The sequence below is a fragment of the Crateriforma spongiae genome, assembly GCF_012290005.1.
Taxonomy (GTDB): domain Bacteria; phylum Planctomycetota; class Planctomycetia; order Pirellulales; family Pirellulaceae; genus Crateriforma; species Crateriforma spongiae.
Map to the genome: position 1 here is coordinate 177,239 of NZ_JAAXMS010000010.1, position 17,004 is coordinate 194,242.

Annotated in this window: 13 protein-coding genes and 1 other RNA gene; 7 read left to right on the forward strand and 7 right to left on the reverse strand. The window is 58.3% G+C overall.

All coding sequences use genetic code 11. The features are described from left to right. The first annotated feature begins 17 nt into the window (after window positions 1-17). The 4 genes from HFP54_RS22715 to HFP54_RS22730 all read left to right on the forward strand — a co-directional run bounded on the left by HFP54_RS22715 (window position 18) and on the right by HFP54_RS22730 (window position 4,597). A complete protein-coding gene (locus HFP54_RS22715) occupies window positions 18-1,208 on the forward strand; it encodes an aromatic ring-hydroxylating oxygenase subunit alpha (RefSeq protein WP_235952213.1) in 1,191 nt (396 codons plus the stop codon). Between the two features lie 78 nt (window positions 1,209-1,286). Next, complete coding sequence (locus HFP54_RS22720) at window positions 1,287-2,051, forward strand: SDR family oxidoreductase (protein WP_168566905.1); 765 nt, start codon at window positions 1,287-1,289, stop codon at window positions 2,049-2,051. Between the two features lie 208 nt (window positions 2,052-2,259). Continuing rightward, on the forward strand, window positions 2,260-3,396 hold the full coding sequence (locus HFP54_RS22725) for a hypothetical protein (protein ID WP_168566906.1): 1,137 nt from the start codon (window positions 2,260-2,262) through the stop codon (window positions 3,394-3,396). 52 nt (window positions 3,397-3,448) lie between these two features. Further along, window positions 3,449-4,597 (forward strand): hypothetical protein, encoded by a 1,149-nt coding sequence (locus HFP54_RS22730; RefSeq protein ID WP_168566907.1) that lies wholly within the window; start codon window positions 3,449-3,451, stop codon window positions 4,595-4,597. A 60-nt stretch (window positions 4,598-4,657) separates the two neighbouring features. Here the strand turns inward: HFP54_RS22730 and HFP54_RS22735 are convergent, their stop codons facing one another. Then, window positions 4,658-5,998, reverse strand: coding sequence for a MerR family transcriptional regulator (locus tag HFP54_RS22735; protein ID WP_168566908.1), 1,341 nt, complete (start codon window positions 5,996-5,998; stop codon window positions 4,658-4,660). Between the two features lie 247 nt (window positions 5,999-6,245). Here HFP54_RS22735 and rnpB point away from each other — a divergent pair. Beyond that, an RNA gene (gene rnpB, locus HFP54_RS22740) (RNase P RNA component class A) lies at window positions 6,246-6,656 on the forward strand. A gap of 84 nt (window positions 6,657-6,740) precedes the next feature. On the opposite strand, the gene HFP54_RS26270 is transcribed toward rnpB, so the two are convergent. Genes HFP54_RS26270 through HFP54_RS22760 form a run of 4 tightly spaced genes read right to left on the reverse strand, consistent with a single transcriptional unit; the run spans window position 6,741 to window position 10,948 of the window. Next, window positions 6,741-7,829 carry a type III polyketide synthase gene (locus tag HFP54_RS26270; RefSeq protein WP_168566909.1) on the reverse strand — a complete coding sequence of 363 codons (1,089 nt, stop codon included), beginning with the start codon at window positions 7,827-7,829 and terminating at the stop codon, window positions 6,741-6,743. Between the two features lie 59 nt (window positions 7,830-7,888). Next, on the reverse strand, window positions 7,889-8,617 hold the full coding sequence (locus HFP54_RS22750; RefSeq protein WP_168566910.1) for a class I SAM-dependent methyltransferase: 729 nt from the start codon (window positions 8,615-8,617) through the stop codon (window positions 7,889-7,891). 10 nt (window positions 8,618-8,627) lie between these two features. Continuing rightward, the gene (locus HFP54_RS22755; RefSeq protein WP_146412893.1) at window positions 8,628-9,641 is read right to left on the reverse strand and encodes a 2-hydroxyacid dehydrogenase; all 1,014 of its coding nucleotides are present in this window, start codon (window positions 9,639-9,641) and stop codon (window positions 8,628-8,630) included. Beyond that, complete coding sequence (locus HFP54_RS22760) at window positions 9,638-10,948, reverse strand: prolipoprotein diacylglyceryl transferase (RefSeq protein ID WP_168566911.1); 1,311 nt, start codon at window positions 10,946-10,948, stop codon at window positions 9,638-9,640. Before HFP54_RS22760 ends, HFP54_RS22755 begins: the two co-directional genes overlap by 4 nt. A gap of 190 nt (window positions 10,949-11,138) precedes the next feature. On the opposite strand from HFP54_RS22760, the gene HFP54_RS22765 reads away from it, so the two are divergent. Further along, complete coding sequence (locus tag HFP54_RS22765; protein WP_168566912.1) at window positions 11,139-12,038, forward strand: hypothetical protein; 900 nt, start codon at window positions 11,139-11,141, stop codon at window positions 12,036-12,038. 93 nt (window positions 12,039-12,131) lie between these two features. Further along, a complete protein-coding gene (locus tag HFP54_RS22770) occupies window positions 12,132-13,604 on the forward strand; it encodes a porin (RefSeq protein WP_168566913.1) in 1,473 nt (490 codons plus the stop codon). A 42-nt stretch (window positions 13,605-13,646) separates the two neighbouring features. On the opposite strand, the gene HFP54_RS22775 is transcribed toward HFP54_RS22770, so the two are convergent. Both HFP54_RS22775 and HFP54_RS22780 read right to left on the reverse strand, forming a co-directional pair. Continuing rightward, window positions 13,647-15,008 (reverse strand): TrpB-like pyridoxal phosphate-dependent enzyme, encoded by a 1,362-nt coding sequence (locus HFP54_RS22775; RefSeq protein ID WP_146412883.1) that lies wholly within the window; start codon window positions 15,006-15,008, stop codon window positions 13,647-13,649. 138 nt (window positions 15,009-15,146) lie between these two features. Next, entirely contained in the window at window positions 15,147-17,000 is a 1,854-nt protein-coding gene (locus tag HFP54_RS22780) for a chloride channel protein (protein ID WP_146412880.1), read from the reverse strand. Between the last annotated feature and the right edge of the window lie 4 nt (window positions 17,001-17,004).

Genomic DNA, 17,004 nt, shown 5'->3' on the forward strand with positions numbered 1-17,004 from the left:
GTGCATGAGCTGAACGGATGCCCTATCACAGCAAAGGGACGATGCACCCGCTGATCCCGCCGGACGACTATGTCGGCGGTGCGGCGCATCAACGCGACCTGGCCGAACTTCGTCGCTCGACATGGCAATTGGTGGGCACACGCCGTGATTTGGCCAAGCCCGGCGACACGCTTGCCGCCACAGTGCTGGGCTTGCCGGTCGTCCTAAGAAATTTCGGTGACCGCGTGTCCGCGTTTCGAAACGTATGCGCCCACCGGCAATGCACGATCGCCACCAACGGGACCAGCCACAGCGCCGTCTTGAAATGTCCCTATCACGGATGGCACTACGGGGCCGATGGCCGGACACGAAAGATCCCGGGTGCAAAGAACTTTCCGAACTTTGACCGCGAAGCCCACCGCTTGCAGACGTATGCCGTCCAGTTCTGTGGTGAATTGGTATTCACACGCCTCTGTGCCCCCGATGATGTGGGCCAAGACAGCTTGCAAGCGTGGATGGGCGACACGTTTGATCAGCTGCAACAGGCAACCCGACCGGAACATTGGATCCAAAACCTGGGAACTCACCTCGATTTTCCTGTGAACTGGAAGATCCCAATCGAAGGTTCCTTGGAAAGTTACCACTTGGATGAAGTCCACGCGGCCACCTTTGGGCATGACCCTGGGGAAGAACATTCCGAACACGTGATGAATGCCCAGGGAACGACTTTTCAAACCCACTATCGCACCGATTCGCTTGTGGAACGAATCGAAGAACGCTGCATTCGCTGGATGACCGGCGGGTTCGACGGCAGCTATCGACATCTGCACACGTTTCCAAACTTGATGGCATCCCTGAACGATTCGTTGTCGTTGGTTTACCAAATCGTTCCCACCGGACCGACGACCAGCCGAATGAACTTGTGGGGTTTCGGACGTGCCGCCTCACAAGGCGGTTGGTTCGCTAAGATGGGATCGGTGGCGATGCGCCGTGCCAGCGCAAAGATGGCTTTGAAGGTACTGAATGAAGACGCAGCCATCTTTCCCTTGGTACAGCGTGGCATGACCGCATTGTGCGACGACACGTTGCCCGAAGATCCACCTGCAACCGCCCGAACACATCGCCCGTCGGCGAAACGCCCGGGTGTTTTTGGCCGCTGCGAAGAACGTTTGGATGCATTTCACCGTGATTGGCAATCGCGGTTTACAAGTGTCGGCCGGACATCATGACCCAGTGAATCAGCGTCCACGCGGCACCCATGATTCGAGCTTCTATTTTTTACATCGCTAGAACAAGACGAACGACAGTTGATCGATCTATCGGGAAAGACGGCATTGGTGACCGGCGGAAGCCGTGGAATTGGACGCGCATGCGCGCTGCGTCTGGCCGATTGCGGCGCGAACGTTGCGGTGAACTTCTTGTCGTCACGCGACGCGGCGACCGAAGTCGCCAAACAGATCAATCAGCGTGGCGCCGGGTCGATCGCCGTCCGCGCCGACGTCAGTCGTCAAGACGATTGCCATGCGTTGGTGTCCGCCGTCGCTGAGCATTTTGGCGGACTGGACATCGTGATCAGCAATGCCGCCGCGGGCGGTTTCCGCGGCGTCGCTCAGCTGACCGCACCCAATTTGGAAGCAGCGATCCGCACCAATGCCGCACCGGTCGCATGGCTTTGCCAAGCGGCAGCGGAGCACTTGGCCGACGAAAATGATTTCGGCAAAGTGATCGCGATCAGCAGCCACGGTTCGATCCGAGCGGTCGATCACTACGCCGCCATCGGTGCATCCAAGGCGGCTTTGGAAAGCTTGGTCCGTCACATGGCACTGGAATATGGACGCCAAGGCATCAATTTCAATTGTGTCATGCCGGGAATCGTTCGTACCGAAGCAGTGTCAACGATGCCGGGCGTTGAAGACGTGTTGGCTGCCGCCAAGGAACGGTTGCTGGTCAGCAAACGCGACTTGTCGCCCAACGACGTTTCCGGTGTGGTCGCGTTTTTGGCCAGCCGGCAAGCCGACATGATTCAAGGACAAACCATCATTGTCGATGGCGGGATCACCGTCCGTGTTTGACTGGCGCGCGACCACCGCATTCGAAAGATTCTTATACCGCTGTGATCCCGGCGGGCCATCGATGACGTTCCGCATCGAAATCGGCTTCGACCACCCGGTGTGCCCGGAACGGATGCAAAATGCCATTGCACAAACCTCGACGTGGCACCCCATCCTGTTTTGCCGGCTGACCCAAAACCAGCATCATTGGATCTGGGAACCGTGCCCGATGAACCCCGGCGAATGGCTCGGTGTTTCTTACAGCCCGGATGCCTTGCCGGCGATTGATCCCACAACATCGGCCGGTTTTCGATTCAGCCAAGGCCGAGGTGCCGACGACGTCCAACGGCTCGCGTTCGACTTTCATCACGCATCGGTCGATGGCATCGCGGCGGCCAAATGGACCGCCGGCGTCCTGCGTTGCTATCACGACGAAAATCCTATCGACGGCGGCAGGGAACATCGTGCCAAGGACGACATCGTCCAAGGTCAGCTACGGCAACGACACAAGATGCCGGTTCCCGACCATGGACCACCGATCGGATTCCTGGAAGGTCTCCGCAATCTTTGGTCCACGATCCGCGGCAAATCGATTCGGTATGCACCTTTGACGACGCGGCAAAGTGATTTTGTGGGACAATCGGGTGATCCGTCGGAACCCCAAGCCGACAATGATCATGTGATGTCGCTGAACTTGCCCCCTCATTTGTCACAACGCAGCCGCGAATTTGTCGCTCAATCCAAGATCCCTTTGAACGATGTCGCCGTCGCTGCCACCTTTCGAATGTTGGCAGACGATCCAGCACTTCGGCATCAACACGGACGTTTGATGATCAACAACCCGGTCAATTTGCGAACGATACGGCAGCGTCGTTTTTCGGCGTGCAACTACACCGGGTTGGCATTCCTGCGGCGGCATGGCCAAGAAGTTCGACGGCACGATCTGCTGTCGGGCTTGCACCGCGAAATGAACTACATCCGCCAGCGTTGCGTGGCCGCAGAATTTTTGCGAGGCCTGGAAGCGGTGGATCCCCATCCGTCGGCACTGCGATACATCCAGCGGCGTCGCTGGTTCGATGCGACGGCGTCGATGACGTGTCTGTCCAGCGTTCGAATCGGCCGTCGACACGGGGCCCAGCCCTGTGAACAGGGTTGGCAGTTCGGTGACAACACGCTGCGGTCGATACGCATCGTCCCCCCTCGACCGGCCGGATCATCGTTAGCACTGTCACTGAACGACTCTCTGGGCCGTCTTTGTTTGACCGCACGATCAGATCCGACAGCATTGTCGTTTACCGAAACGCAAGATGGATTGCAGCGTTGGGTGAATCATTTCAGCGAACTCATGTTGCCATCCGGCCGCTAATCCCCGAATCCATCCATCAGGCACAGACCCAGCGAACGTCGAAAGCAGACCGATGTCCAACACGTTATTGAAAGTCGCCAGTGGAATCTTGTTGATTGCGGTCGCCGCAATGATCGCCTTTGGCGTCTATCGCGAAAAGCAGATCCGCACCGATTTGCAACAGCGTGAAGCCGCCTTAACCGACAGCCAAACCATCGACGAAAACACGACGGCCGACGAACTATCCAAACTGGGCGACGGTGCGGCGGCGAACATACCCGCGCTGGCCGCCGGCATCATCGGCGATGTCCCGACACTGGAAACGATCCCCAAGGTGGACGCGTTTCCCTGGCGTGATGCCTTGGCCAACCGGTTGTATTCCAACGCACGTTCACGTCGTTGCGGTATGTTGATCCCGGGATTGCCGGTGCGTTCGGGGCTGCAGCATCGCGAGGGCAGGCTGACCACGATCGGTCGCATCCCCGCCATTTCCATTTCGTTGGAATTGGATGAATCGGCGAAAGACAAAATGCCACGAATCACTCAGGTCCAGACGGAAAATTACCTGGCGAAACACCGACTGGTCATCGAGCCGATTTTGTATCACGACCGACGCGGAACGGTTTATTTCGGCACCGATTGCCGCGCCGCATTCTTTGAAAAAGACCGGCCGTTGGTGACCGTCAAGTCGGAAGCCATGATCGACCAATCGGTCGGCAACTTTCTGGCCCTGGGTTTGTTCCAGGACCAAGGTGAATGCGACGGACGCACGTTGATCATGTCGTTTCGATACGCCCAAAGCGACCCGACGTTGACCGGGCTGGATGCCGCCAAAAAGACAACCGAGTGTTTAATTCTGCATCTGCGGCCCGATGCAACCCCCGACAATCCCATCTTTGACGTGTTTGCCACGACCGAAGGCCGACAACAGATTCATCAGCTGGTGCGGTCCAGCAACCTGCTGACCGACCCGACCACGTCGATTCGTGCCGGAGTGCGTTTCGACCGTTTCGTGATGATGGGACTGTACCCGGCATCACCGGTGGTGACCGACGTTCGATTGAATACCGATCGGACGATGCCGTCCGCCAAAGCCCAACTGTTGATGCGTCAAGGCCCGGCGGACGATCGCCCCGGCTTGCAAGACATCTTGGATGACTTCGCGGGCTACGTCGCGGACGATTCGATCGACGCGCGGCTGTTGGAAACGTTTTCCAACTGACGTGCCGGTCTTCGCCGCCGTGTCGTGACCTTCGCCAAACCGACGTTTAGCCAGTTCGACCTAGGGATCGTCAGGACGAACGATGCTGATCGCGGCTTCGTCTTGTTCGGCGCCAGGTTCAATTTCGACGTCGAAATCCGGTTGTGATTCTTTCAAGCGACGACGCGCCTCGCCCGCCCAAGGGCTTTCCGGCGACAAATGCAGAAAACGTTTCCAATGCTGTTCCGCTTCGATGTCGCGTCCCGAATCGGCCAACAAGTTTGCAACGTGATAGTGCGCATCGGGATAGTCCGGGTGCAATGACAAGACGCCGCGAAATGCCGCGATCGCCAATTCGTCTTGCCCCAATTCCGCCAGCACCATTCCCAAACAAGCTCGGGCTTCGACCAATTCCGGGTCCAGTTCGATCGCCATGTAAAAGCGTTCTCGGGCGGCCACCGGCTCATTCATCCGGTAAAGCCATTCGCCCAGCTGGAAACAAATGTCGGCGCGGGGGCCGTCGCGAGCCAAGATGGCGTGGCAACAATCGATGGCGGTTTCCAAATCATCGCGATCATCGGCTTCGAACGCCGCGACCAACAATTCATCATCACTGGCCAGTGCATCAGCGTGTGCCAGCGGCGCTTCCCACGATTCGATCGGAAAGACGACGTCATCATCAACCGTTTCGGGCTCACTGGGCTCACACGCATCAAAATCGAAACGCATTTGACCGCCCGTTTCGATCAAGCCTTCGCCGCCACGCAATAAGACGTGCTTGCCTTCGACCAGAATCGACAACTGATCCAAGGGACGCTGGATGTCGGGCAGAACTTCGATCAAATCGACCAAACGCTGTTCGATCGCTTTCGGGCTGGCTCCCGCATCGATCCACTGGGCCAATCGCTTGGCAGTCGCGACTTCTTGAAAATCAAAGTAGGGCAACCGATGCATGGTGCGAACCGGGCGAATCAGCCCGCGGCGCTGCCACCGCCGGATGACGTGTAGCGGGATATCCAAAAGGTCCGCCAACATCATCGGCGTGTAATACTGTCGACCGACCGTGTCGGTTTCCACCAATCCCAAACGTTGCCACAAATCGGCTTCGGCAATCAGTTCGGTGTCACCCTTGCCGACCGCATCACGCAGCGACGCGGGCAACAATTCATGCTGAGTCAAAGGAGATTCATCGGCGCCGATCACGACCCAATGAATCGCGTCCTGGTGGGCATCGACGATGGTCGCACCAAACGACCGAAGTAAATTGGTCGCTTCGCGGCGGTTCATGCTGCCCAATCGCCCGGCCAAGGCGATCCGAATGCCGTCGATCATCCCCGGTGCTTGGGTCACCACGGGCGCAGTATCTTGGTCCTGATCCATCGGATCGATCGGTTCGTCGTCGCTTTGATCGATGTCATCCATGCTCGAATTATCGCCCTGGTCCGGTGATATGCCAAGCTGCATCGGGCGATCGTGCACCCCGGAATTGCAAACCACACCCGCCGGCGTGGGCGAGAGAAACGATTACACCGCCCCGGTCGTTTGACGCCAATGCTTTCATCGCTTGGTGCCGTGCTGCGGCCGATCAGCCGCCTGAGGGGCTACACCGGCGATCGCCGCACTTGTCGATGACGGACGCGCCAGTCATCTTGGACCCCGATCGCTTGGTGGAGCGGATGGGACGGTCGCTGGTGGTTGTGCCTTAGGTACGGCTGCTGGAGGAAAGTCCGGGCACCACAGGGCAGGATGGTCGATAACGTCGACCGGTCGCGAGACCAGGGCAAGTGCAACAGAAAGCAAACCGCCGAACGGTGCCCCGCTGGGGCATGCGTGGTAAGGGTGAAACGGTGCGGTAAGAGCGCACCAGCGGCCGAGGCGACTCGGCCGGCTGGGTAAACCCCATCCGGTGCTAGACCAAACAGGGTGACGTCGGCTCGACCGATGCAAGGCGGCCCGCCTTGACCACACCCGGGTAGGTCGCGATGGAGGCGGCGAGCAATCGCCGTGCACAGATAAATGGCCGTCGCCGGCGGGTCAAACCCGTCGGACACAGAACCCGGCTTACAAGTCCGCTCCGCCGAGTGATCTTCGCCAAGGGTCTTGGCAACCAACGCCTCATTTCAGACGCCGTGCATCATCGGCCTTATCGATTCGCCGGTCGCCGCTATTCCAACAACGCGACTTCGATTTCCAAACCGGGCCCGAATCCCAACATCAACCAGGGCCGTGGCAAATCACGATCGGCGAATTGACGCAGCACCGCGGGCATGGTTGCCGACGACATGTTGCCGTGCTCCGACAACACGCTTCGGGATGTGGCCAATTGCTCGGGTTGCAATCCAAGGGAAGACTCAACCGCGGACAAGATTCGAGTCCCACCGGGATGCACCGCCCAGCCTTGGATCGATTCGATCGTATGGCCCCGCTTGGCAAGCCATGGGGTCAAGAAATCCACCAACCCGGCTTCGATCAACGACGGGACGGTGGCCGACAGTGTCATCTCAAATCCATGGTCGCCGACTTTCCATGTCATCGCATCGCGGCTGTCTGGCACCAAACACGAACCGGTTTCCACCAAAGTTGCAAGCGATGGCTTTTGGGAATCACGTCGCAACACCATCGCCGCCGCACCGTCGGCGAACAACGCACCGGAAACGATTCGGTTGGCATCATATCCGTATTGGTAATGCAAACTGCACAGTTCGACACAGCACAGCAACACGTTGGCGTTTTCGTTGGCAGCCAGCAGTCCTTGGGCGGCTCGCAATCCGTTGATCGCACCGTGACATCCCATGAATCCCACTTGGACGCGTTGCGTTTGCGCGGGCAATCCCAAACGCTGGATCAGTTCAATATCCACGCCGGGTGCGGCAAAACCTGTGCAAGTCACGACCACCAAGTGGGTGACCTGACTGGGATCAAGTCCCGATTCATCCAGCGCGATTCGCGACGCATCGGCGGCCAGTTGCGGTGCGTGATCGGCGAATTGTTGGCTGCGGACGGCGGTCGTCGGACCACGATCTTCGTGATCGACCGCGGGTGGAAAGAAATCTTGTTCGACCGTGCCACACGCGGCCTCGCTCAACAACACGCTGCCTCGCGACTGCACACCGCTGCGGCGGTACAGAGCCTCCAAACGACGGCGTTGCTGATCGCTGGAACAGGACAACTGTTTGGCGACTTCGCTAGATTTTTGTCGACAGATACTGACCGGGGGGACGGCAAAACCGATCCCATCAAGCGTCACATTCACTCAGGTCCCTTCGCATACTTTTCGCTTCGAATCCGCCCCATCCGACGCCACTGCGACGGTCAGGCGAATGCAGGAACGATCGCGGGAACCGCAATTTCGTCAATCCTAACCACCCAACAGCCGGGTACCAGCCTTTCCACATCAACGGGTCTAGCCAGCGCCCGGTGTACGATCCCGCGAAACTCCTCTCGCGTAAAGGCCGCGTAGACCGAATCGATTGCGTCTTTCCGCAATGCCGGTGATCGTGACACCAATCGCGACGCGGCCCAGGCGGCCGCCAGATTGGTCCGCGATCGTTCCCAATCACACAGCAGCAGACCGGATGCCGCCATCTGCATGGACTGAATCAACCGGATCGCTCGGGCATCGTCCACCCGATGCATCCACAGCGCACACAGGATGACATCAAACCCGTCGGGCAATCCTTGGCGGAACACGTCGCGACACACGACGTCCGCGTTCAGCTTCCAACGATCCATCATTTGCTGTTGTTGGTCCAGCGACCAAGGATCTGGAACCAACACCGTCATCTGCAGAGGCAAACCGCGGCGGTCGGCCGTGTCGACCAACTGCAGGGCCAAGTCATCATCGCCCGATGACAAATCCAACACCCGCAGCGGGCGGCCCGGTCGCCGACGAGCAAACCGCACCAGATGACCAAACAATGCACCGGAGATCCCGGCCAAGGCGCCGATACGGCAATGGCCCCGCATGACAGCGATTCGTTCCGCATCATCAGCGTCCGCTCGATCGTCCACAGCGGGAAAAGGTCGTCGCGGTAGGCTCATGCGGGCATCATCATTCACTGCGGTCGACGATTTCGTTTTCAACCGCCTGGCCAGATTCAAAACCATCCAAATTGGTCAACGTCGTCATCGCGATCGACCGCATCGCATCGCTTGTGAAAAACGCCTGATGTGCCGTGATCAGAACGTTCGGAAACGTCATCAAACGTGTCAGCACGTCGTCTTGGATGATTTGGCTGGACAGATCATTGAAGAACAATCCGGATTCTTCTTCGTACACATCCAGGGCAAGTCCGCCCAAGTGCCCCGATTTCAAACACTTGATCGCGGCGGCCGCATCCACCAAACCTCCTCGCGATGTGTTGACCACAATCGCGCCCGGTTTCATTGTCTGCAATGCATCCGCGTCGATCAAATGATACGTGTGGGGGTTCAACGGGCAATGCAGCGACACAATGTCTGATTCAGCCAGCAGACGTTCCATCGAAACGTATTCCCCCAGCGATTCCATCTCAGGATCGGTGTGCACGTCGTACATCAGACACCGACATCCAAACCCGCTGGCAATCCGCGTGAACACCTTGCCGATTTCACCGGTGCCGACGATTCCCACGGTGCGTCCGTGCAGGTCGAAACCGATCAGCCCTTCGAGCGAAAAATTGTTGTCGCGAACGCGATGATACGCGCGATGAATTCTTCGATTCAACGTTAACAGCAAACCCATCGCGTGTTCGGCCACCGCGTAGGGGCTGTACTTGGGCACGCGAGCGGCGCGGATTCCGAAATCTGCCGCCGCTTTCAAATCAATGTTGTTGAACCCCGCACACCGCATCACCACAAAGCGAATGCCGGCGACTTTCAACGCTTCCAAGACTTCGCGATCCAGCCGATCGTTGACGAACGCACAGATCGCATCCGATTCATCGGCCAGCACGACGGTATCGCGGTTCAATTCTGGCTTTAGGAATCGAAATTCGTGTTGAGGCAAATCCGCATCACGCGACTTCAAAGCTTCGTCAAGAAACTGACGGTCGTACGACTTGGTACTAAAGCAGGCAACTTTCATGATTGACGCGGTGTGGTTTGTGGCATCCCGGCGGTCGCGGGCGAAGTTTCGACCGCGGGCCCACGACGATACAACCAAACCATGCTGGCCAGCGAAATCAACAGAACCGCGATGCTGACCCACTGTGAAATGGACAACCCGGTTCCGAACTGTCCCGCTTCATCGACGCGAACCCATTCCAACCCAAATCGAATTATCGCATAACCGACAAATCCGATCAGCATCAACGCGCCGTCGCGATAGCCCGGACGTCGGGTCCACCACCATCCGAGCAACCACAAGACGACAACCATCACGGCCGCTGAAATGCTGCTGATGATCTGAGTGGCATGAACCGACAACGATCGACGCGGCAATTGCTGTGGGGAAAAGCGATAAATCTGGTCGTCAACAGACAAAGCGACGCCCACGGCCGCTTGGTCAGCGGGAACGTCTCGCGGCGCGTCTTCCAGAAACGACGGGTCCAACGAGATCTGATCGACGGTCTGTCCCGCTTCCAGCCCCGCGTCATCGGCCAGGCTTCCCGGCTGAACTGCGACGATCTGACGCGTGTCATCGTCGATCCGGATCCCGATCAATTCGCCATTGATCAATTGTTCGTGAAAGACGGGACTGGCTTGTGGAAACTGCACCGCCCAGGATCCCGGTTCGCACCGTCCGCCGTAACAGCAACCGTTCATCAAGCACCCGAGACGTCCGAACATCAATCCGATAAAGATGCACGGGACGATCGCGTCGCCCAATTTCAACAGCGGCATCCGGTGTCGCATCAGATAATAGGCCGACGCGGCAAATCCGCCGATGAAGCCACCGTAAACCACCAAACCACCGCCGGTGAATGCCAGCATGTTTCGCAGGGTTTCGGTCAACGAATCGGCCATGTATTCGTGGCGATACTGGATGACGTAAAACAATCGGGCCCCGACGATACCGCCGATGAACGTCCACGGTGCCAAGCCAAAAATCAGGTCCGGATTCAAGCCAAACTTGGACGCACGATAGGCCGCTGCCATGACAGCGGTTCCGACGCCCAGCAACAAAAAGAATCCGTAACCACGGACCGCAATGCCGATCGGATCGCCGTCGACATTGCGGACTTCGACTTGGGGCAAAATGAAGGTGACCAACACGCCGGCGGCGGCCCACAACCAGCCTTCCTGTTGCAGGGTCGCCGAAATGCTGCCTTTTCGTGACGCCAGGATCATCCGCAGCGCGAACGCGATCCCAAGCACGATCAGCGCCCATCCCCAACCGGCGATGGGCAATCCGCCCAGTTCGTGAGGGATCAGAAACAGCGTTCTTCGCATACGATTCTTGGGGACGTGACCGATGACGCGTCTTCACCGGTGCAGGCGACGGACCGCTGACGGATTGATCTGGACGGCGTGTCGTCCGATGACCTAACGTCCGGCGGGGAAACGATTCTGTTTCTACGCCGATAACGCGCCCAACGTCCAGTGGTTTCTTTTGTTCACGCCGCCTGACCCCGTGCCCGCGATGACGTTTCACAGCCCACCGCAACGCCCCGCCGAACGCGACGCCATCCGTTCCCACGTTTCGCAGCGGCGATCCCCGCCCCAAACCGCCATCCTGTTTCCGATTCGGTCGCTCTGGACCACCGTCGTCGTGACCGGGGCGGTGATGATGTTTGCCATGATCCAAACCGCATCCGCCCAATCCAATGTCCGTCCGGCCAGTTACAGCGGCGGCGGACGCATGGCCAGTTTTCGCGTCAACAACGTGGTCAGCGATCACCAGGGCCGCACCTTGGCCGATCACGACGTGCTGTTTCAGTCGGGAAAAATTTATGACTTTTCGAATCAGCAACCACGTTTCATCACGCTGATCGACATCGCCGGCAGCCGAGTCGTTCTGCTGGACACCCAATCCAAAGTCAAAGCGTCGATCGCGACCGAGACCCTGTTGCAGGTCGCCGCACAAGCACAGTCATTGGCCACCGAACAGGGCAAGGCCGCACGCTTGGGCGTCAACGTCCCGGTCAACGTCAGTGACGACCAATCTGTTTTCACCACCAATTATGGCGACGATGTCGTCGGTCAAGTCACCTACCAGGTGGAAACCGAGGCGGCCAAGGATCGCTTGATGCCGATCGCATACGGCCAATTCATCGATTGGTTCGGACGGCTGGACATCGCACGGAAAACGGGATCGCTTCCCTTCGCACGGATGTCGGTGCATCAGCAACTGCAAGGCAACAACCGCTTGCCGCTGCGTACCACCATGACCGTCCGGCGTGGGTCCGACAGCCAAACGCTGACGGCCACCCACACACGTCATGCCTTGGACAGCAACGACTTGAAACGAATCGACGAAGTCGCCGGCATGCTGACTCTGTTCAAAGAGGTCGACCTCAAAGACTTCCCCCAGATGCACTGAGGGACTTTCGACGTTGTTCCGCCTGAGATGCTCAGGTGAGCGCCCACAGACGATCTGGATGGCGTCTCCGTTGGATCCAAAGCTGATTCTGTGATGCGTCGTCTCGTTTTTCTCCTCGCAATCCTTTGTCACTGGGCCATCGGCCTTTGTGGTCAAGGTAACGGCGATGACGAGGCGACCGTACGACTGGCTCCGCCGCAACTGGCCGGGACTAACGATCCGATCGACTTTGTCCTGCCACCGCTTGTCGGTGCTCCCGCCGAAAGTCCCGGCGAAAGTCCCGGCGAAGTGGTGCAAACGCAAACCTGGACCGTCCAATCGACGCCGACCAGTGAAAACCAATCCGACGCCCGCTTGGATTGGCTGGACGATGTCCAGGTCGGCTACGACAACGGTTTTGTGATCGCCAGTGATCATCCGATCGAATTGGCCACCGAAGATTCCGATTACGTTTTACGAATCAACGGCTGGGGACAATTACGGCATACGGCAACGGATTTTCGCAGCGGATCCAGTGACCTGAACCAGTTTCAATTGAAACGTGGGCGGTTGGTATTCGCCGGCAATGCTTTCGAACCCGAACTGAATTATTTTGTCCAGCTGGACGGTCGCAGCAGCAGCGGTGACGACGTCCGTCTGTTGGATTACTACTTGGACTACGACGTCGGACATGCCCAGTGGAATCGCCCGCGCGGTGCACTGGTCCTGCGGGCTGGAAAATACAAGGTCCCGTTCTCGATGGCCCGTTGGATGTCGGGACGCGAGTTTCAGTTTGCCGACCGCAGCCTGGCCAGCACCTTCTTTGACGTCAACCGAAGCTTTGCCTGGGGCGTGCACGGGAAACTGCATCCGCTGGGACGTCCATTCCACTGGGACGTCGCGATCTTCAACGGCTTGGTGACCGGCGGCGCGGAAACCGGAAGTAGCGGCAACCTGGACGACAATTTTGCGTTCAGCCTGCGACTGCACACCTTCCCGACAGGCGACTGGGGACCGACAACCCTGGCCGACCTGGAACATCACGACGATCTGGCCACCCGAATCGGCTTTGGGGTTGCCACGACGCGGATCAACCGATCGGGCAGTACGGAATTCACGCGACTGCGGGTGATCGATTCCGGATTGCGTTTGTCCGATCTGCTGCCGGTCGATGTCAACGACTACGGCGTCGCCTTGTTCGCCACGGATGTGTCCACCAAGTTCCGCGGTTGGTCGACGACCTTGGAATACTATTTCCGTACCATCGGCAATTTCAGTGGCAGCCAATCGGAGGACCTGTTTGACCATGGATTGTGGCTGCAAATCGGCAAGTTCGTCATTCCACATCGGATGGAACTGGTGACACGGTGGTCGCACCTCACGGGCGACTCGGGAACCCTTGGCCGACAGAACCAAAGCGCCGAAGAAATCGCCGCCGCGATGGTTTGGTATCTACGACAACAACATTGCAAATGGGTCACTGACGTTACGTATGTCGACGGGGCGCCGATCGATTCGGCGGCCTTGGATCTGGCTCCCGGCAACGCCGGTTGGCTGTTCCGATCGCAAGTCCAATTCAGCTTTTGATCGGCGGCCAAGTATTCCGGCGTCACAACGGGTCGGTATTATTCAGCCGACCGAAGGCAAGCCAGACAACGCCATCGCGATCTCCTCGGCCGGGTATTCATAGTCTTTCAACTTGCCGGCAAAGTAGTCCGTGTAAGCCTGCATGTCGAAATGACCGTGCCCGCACAGGTTGAACAAAATCGTTTGGCCCACACCTTCTTCGCGGCAGCGGATCGCTTCACGTCGCGCCGCGGCGACGGCATGGTTGGCTTCGGGTGCGGGCAAAATCAGTTCAGCCTTGGCGAATTCGACACCGGATTCAAAGATCTCCAATTGGTGCACCGACGTGGCTTCGAAGGCTTGAAGATCCAGCAGCTGGCTGACCAACGGTCCCATGCCGTGATACCGCAGACCGCCGGAATGAAAACCGGGCGGAATGAATGAGCTGCCCAACGTGTGCATCTTGACCATTGGGGTCAGATGCGCCGTGTCGCCATAGTCGTACGCGAACGCACCTTTGGTCAGCGTCGGACAAGCGGCCGGTTCCACGGCGACCACGCGAGTGTTTGATTCGCCACGCAAATTCCGGCCCAGATAGGGAAACGCCATTCCGGCAAAATTCGATCCGCCGCCGGTGCACGCACAGATGACGTCCGGCGAATCACCCGCCATCTCGAATTGCTTCATGCATTCCAGCCCGATCACGGTTTGATGCAGACAAACATGATTCAGCACGCTGCCCAACGCATAGTTCGTATCCGCTGACGCGGCGGCCACCTCAACCGCCTCAGAAATGGCGATCCCCAGTGAACCGGTGCAATCAGGGTCTTTGGCCAGGATGTCACGCCCCGATTGTGTCCGCGCACTGGGACTGGGCACCACTTCCGCACCAAACGATTGCATCAACGCCTTGCGATACGGTTTCTGTTCGCTGCTGACCTTGACCATGAAGACCAGGCATTCCAGATCAAACGCCGAACAAGCGATCGCCAACGAAGATCCCCATTGCCCGGCCCCGGTTTCGGTCGCCAGCTTTTTGATTCCAGCCGTCTTGTTGTAATAAGCCTGGGGGATGGCCGTGTTGGGCTTATGAGACCCTGCGGGGCTGACGCCTTCGTACTTGTAATAGATCCGCGCCGGGGTATTCAGCGCCTTTTCCCAACGTCTGGCACGGAACAACGGCGATGGCCGCCATTGACGATACAGTTCGCGGACCGGGCCGGGAATTTCGATCTCACGCTGATCGGAAACTTCTTGTTCGATCAAAGCCGGCGGAAAAATCGTCGCCAAGTCATCGGGAGTGATCGGTTTTCCCGTGGCCGGATGCAACACACCGTGCGGCGGTTCGGGAAGATCGGCAATGACGTTGTACCAAGTCTCAGGAATGTCCTTTTCATCCAGAACGTATTTCACTTGATCGGTCATCACAGTTTCCGGTCGGTGGGGTGGGGCAGGGTGGGTGAATCATCCAATGACAACACGATGGATGATAGACAGCCTGTTGCATGGAACGGTCGGACCGCCAGATGATGCGACGATGCGACACGCAGCAATGACGCCATCCTAGGACGCGTCTTCGGCCGATGCATTTTTCAATTCCATCAAACGCCGGTTGTAGGCGGCGATGGATTCTTTACGACGCAGCATTCCCAAAAACGTGCCTGGCCGCTGGGGATCCAGCACGGGTAATTCATCAATGTTGTGCGACGTGAATCGACGGACGGCCGTGTTCAAATCATCATCCGGCGAAACACTGATGAATTGATCCACCATAACGTCGCGTGCCACCGCCAGTTTCCATAGCGTCTGGTCGTATAGGTATGCCCGAACGTCGTCGTCGCTGAAGATGCCGACCATTTTTCCCTGGTCATCGACGACGGGAAAATAGTGCTGGTGACAGTAGGCCAATCGGTGAACGATGTCGTCGACCGTCATGCCCTCGGGGATCAGCGTGATGTCGCGATTAGGTTGGTAGACATCCCCGACCTTTAGACCTTCCAACACGTCGACGATGAAGTCGCCGCGGTGGGCCATCGAATCCATCCGCGTGGCGGCCTGTTTTTGATACAGCCGGAAACGGTGACTGATGACAAAGGTCAACGTCGTCACCAACATCGTCGGCAACAACAATCCGTAGTCTCCCGTTAACGCACGAACCATGATGATCGTGGAAATCGGTGCTCGCGCGATTCCGGAAAAGAAGCCTGCCATGCCGACCACCGCAAAGGCTTCGGGTTCGGTCACCACATCGGGAAACCATCGATGCATCACCAAGCCGACGGCGCCACCGGTGCAACCGCCGATCACCATCGACGGCCCGAACACACCACCGCTGCCGCCCGAACCGATCGTCAACGCCGTTGTAACGATTTTGACCAGTGCCACGGTCACCAAGAATGCGACGCCCAAATCCTGCGCCGCAGTCAACGCAATTTGCAGCGTCCCGTAACCGGTACCCAAGACCCCCAGAATCCGAGTGTCGTTTCCGAACAACGGCAACAACGCGATCCCCAGAACGCCGGCCAACACCGCGCCGATCGCCGGCCGAAGGTGTGGGATGATCGGAACGCGTTTGAACAGGTCGTGGGTTCGGTAAAAGAACGTGACGTACAACGCGCCCACCAAGACCAGCACCAACGCCAATGCGGCGTATGCAATCAATTCCATCGGCGAACTGCTGACGTGATCCAATCCCCCACCGAATAAGGGCACAAAGCGGGTTTCGCGTGGCAACGATTGGACGTAAACGCTGTAAGCGATGATCGACGCCGACGCAGCGGGGACCACGGCGTCGGCTTCCATGTCCGCGTCGCTGTACAGAATTTCGCCGGCGAAAACCGCACCGGCCAACGGAGCGCGAAAAATAGCGCCGACTCCCGCCCCCATGCCGGCGGCCAGCATGATTCGACGTTCTCGATCGGACAGATGCAGTCGCGTCGCCAGCCATGAACCGAAGCCTGCGCCGATTTGAGCAATCGGGCCTTCACGCCCGCCGGATCCACCGGTCCCCAACGTGATTGCCGAAGCGATCGTTTTGACGAACGGAATCCGCGTGCGTATCCGGCCACGTTTGTTGTGGAAAGAATCAATCGCCGCGTCCGTCCCGTGGCCTTCCGCCTCCGGCGCGAACGTGTACACCAGCCAACCGGAAATCAATCCGCCGACGCCCATCACGACGACGATCATCCACGGCACAACCGCTTCAGTTTCATGATGGAAACGAGCGTGTTCGCCGGCCGCTTCCGGCGGCGAATAACCCGCGAACTGGGCCAGCGAAAAGCGCACGACCGCTTGGCCCAAGAAATCAAAGATGATTGCCCCCAAGCCGGCCACAATGCCGACCAACAGAGACAACAGAATCCACTTTCCCAGGGCGTGCAGTTCGAATCTTTTCAGCAGCTCACGAAATCCTCTCACGCCG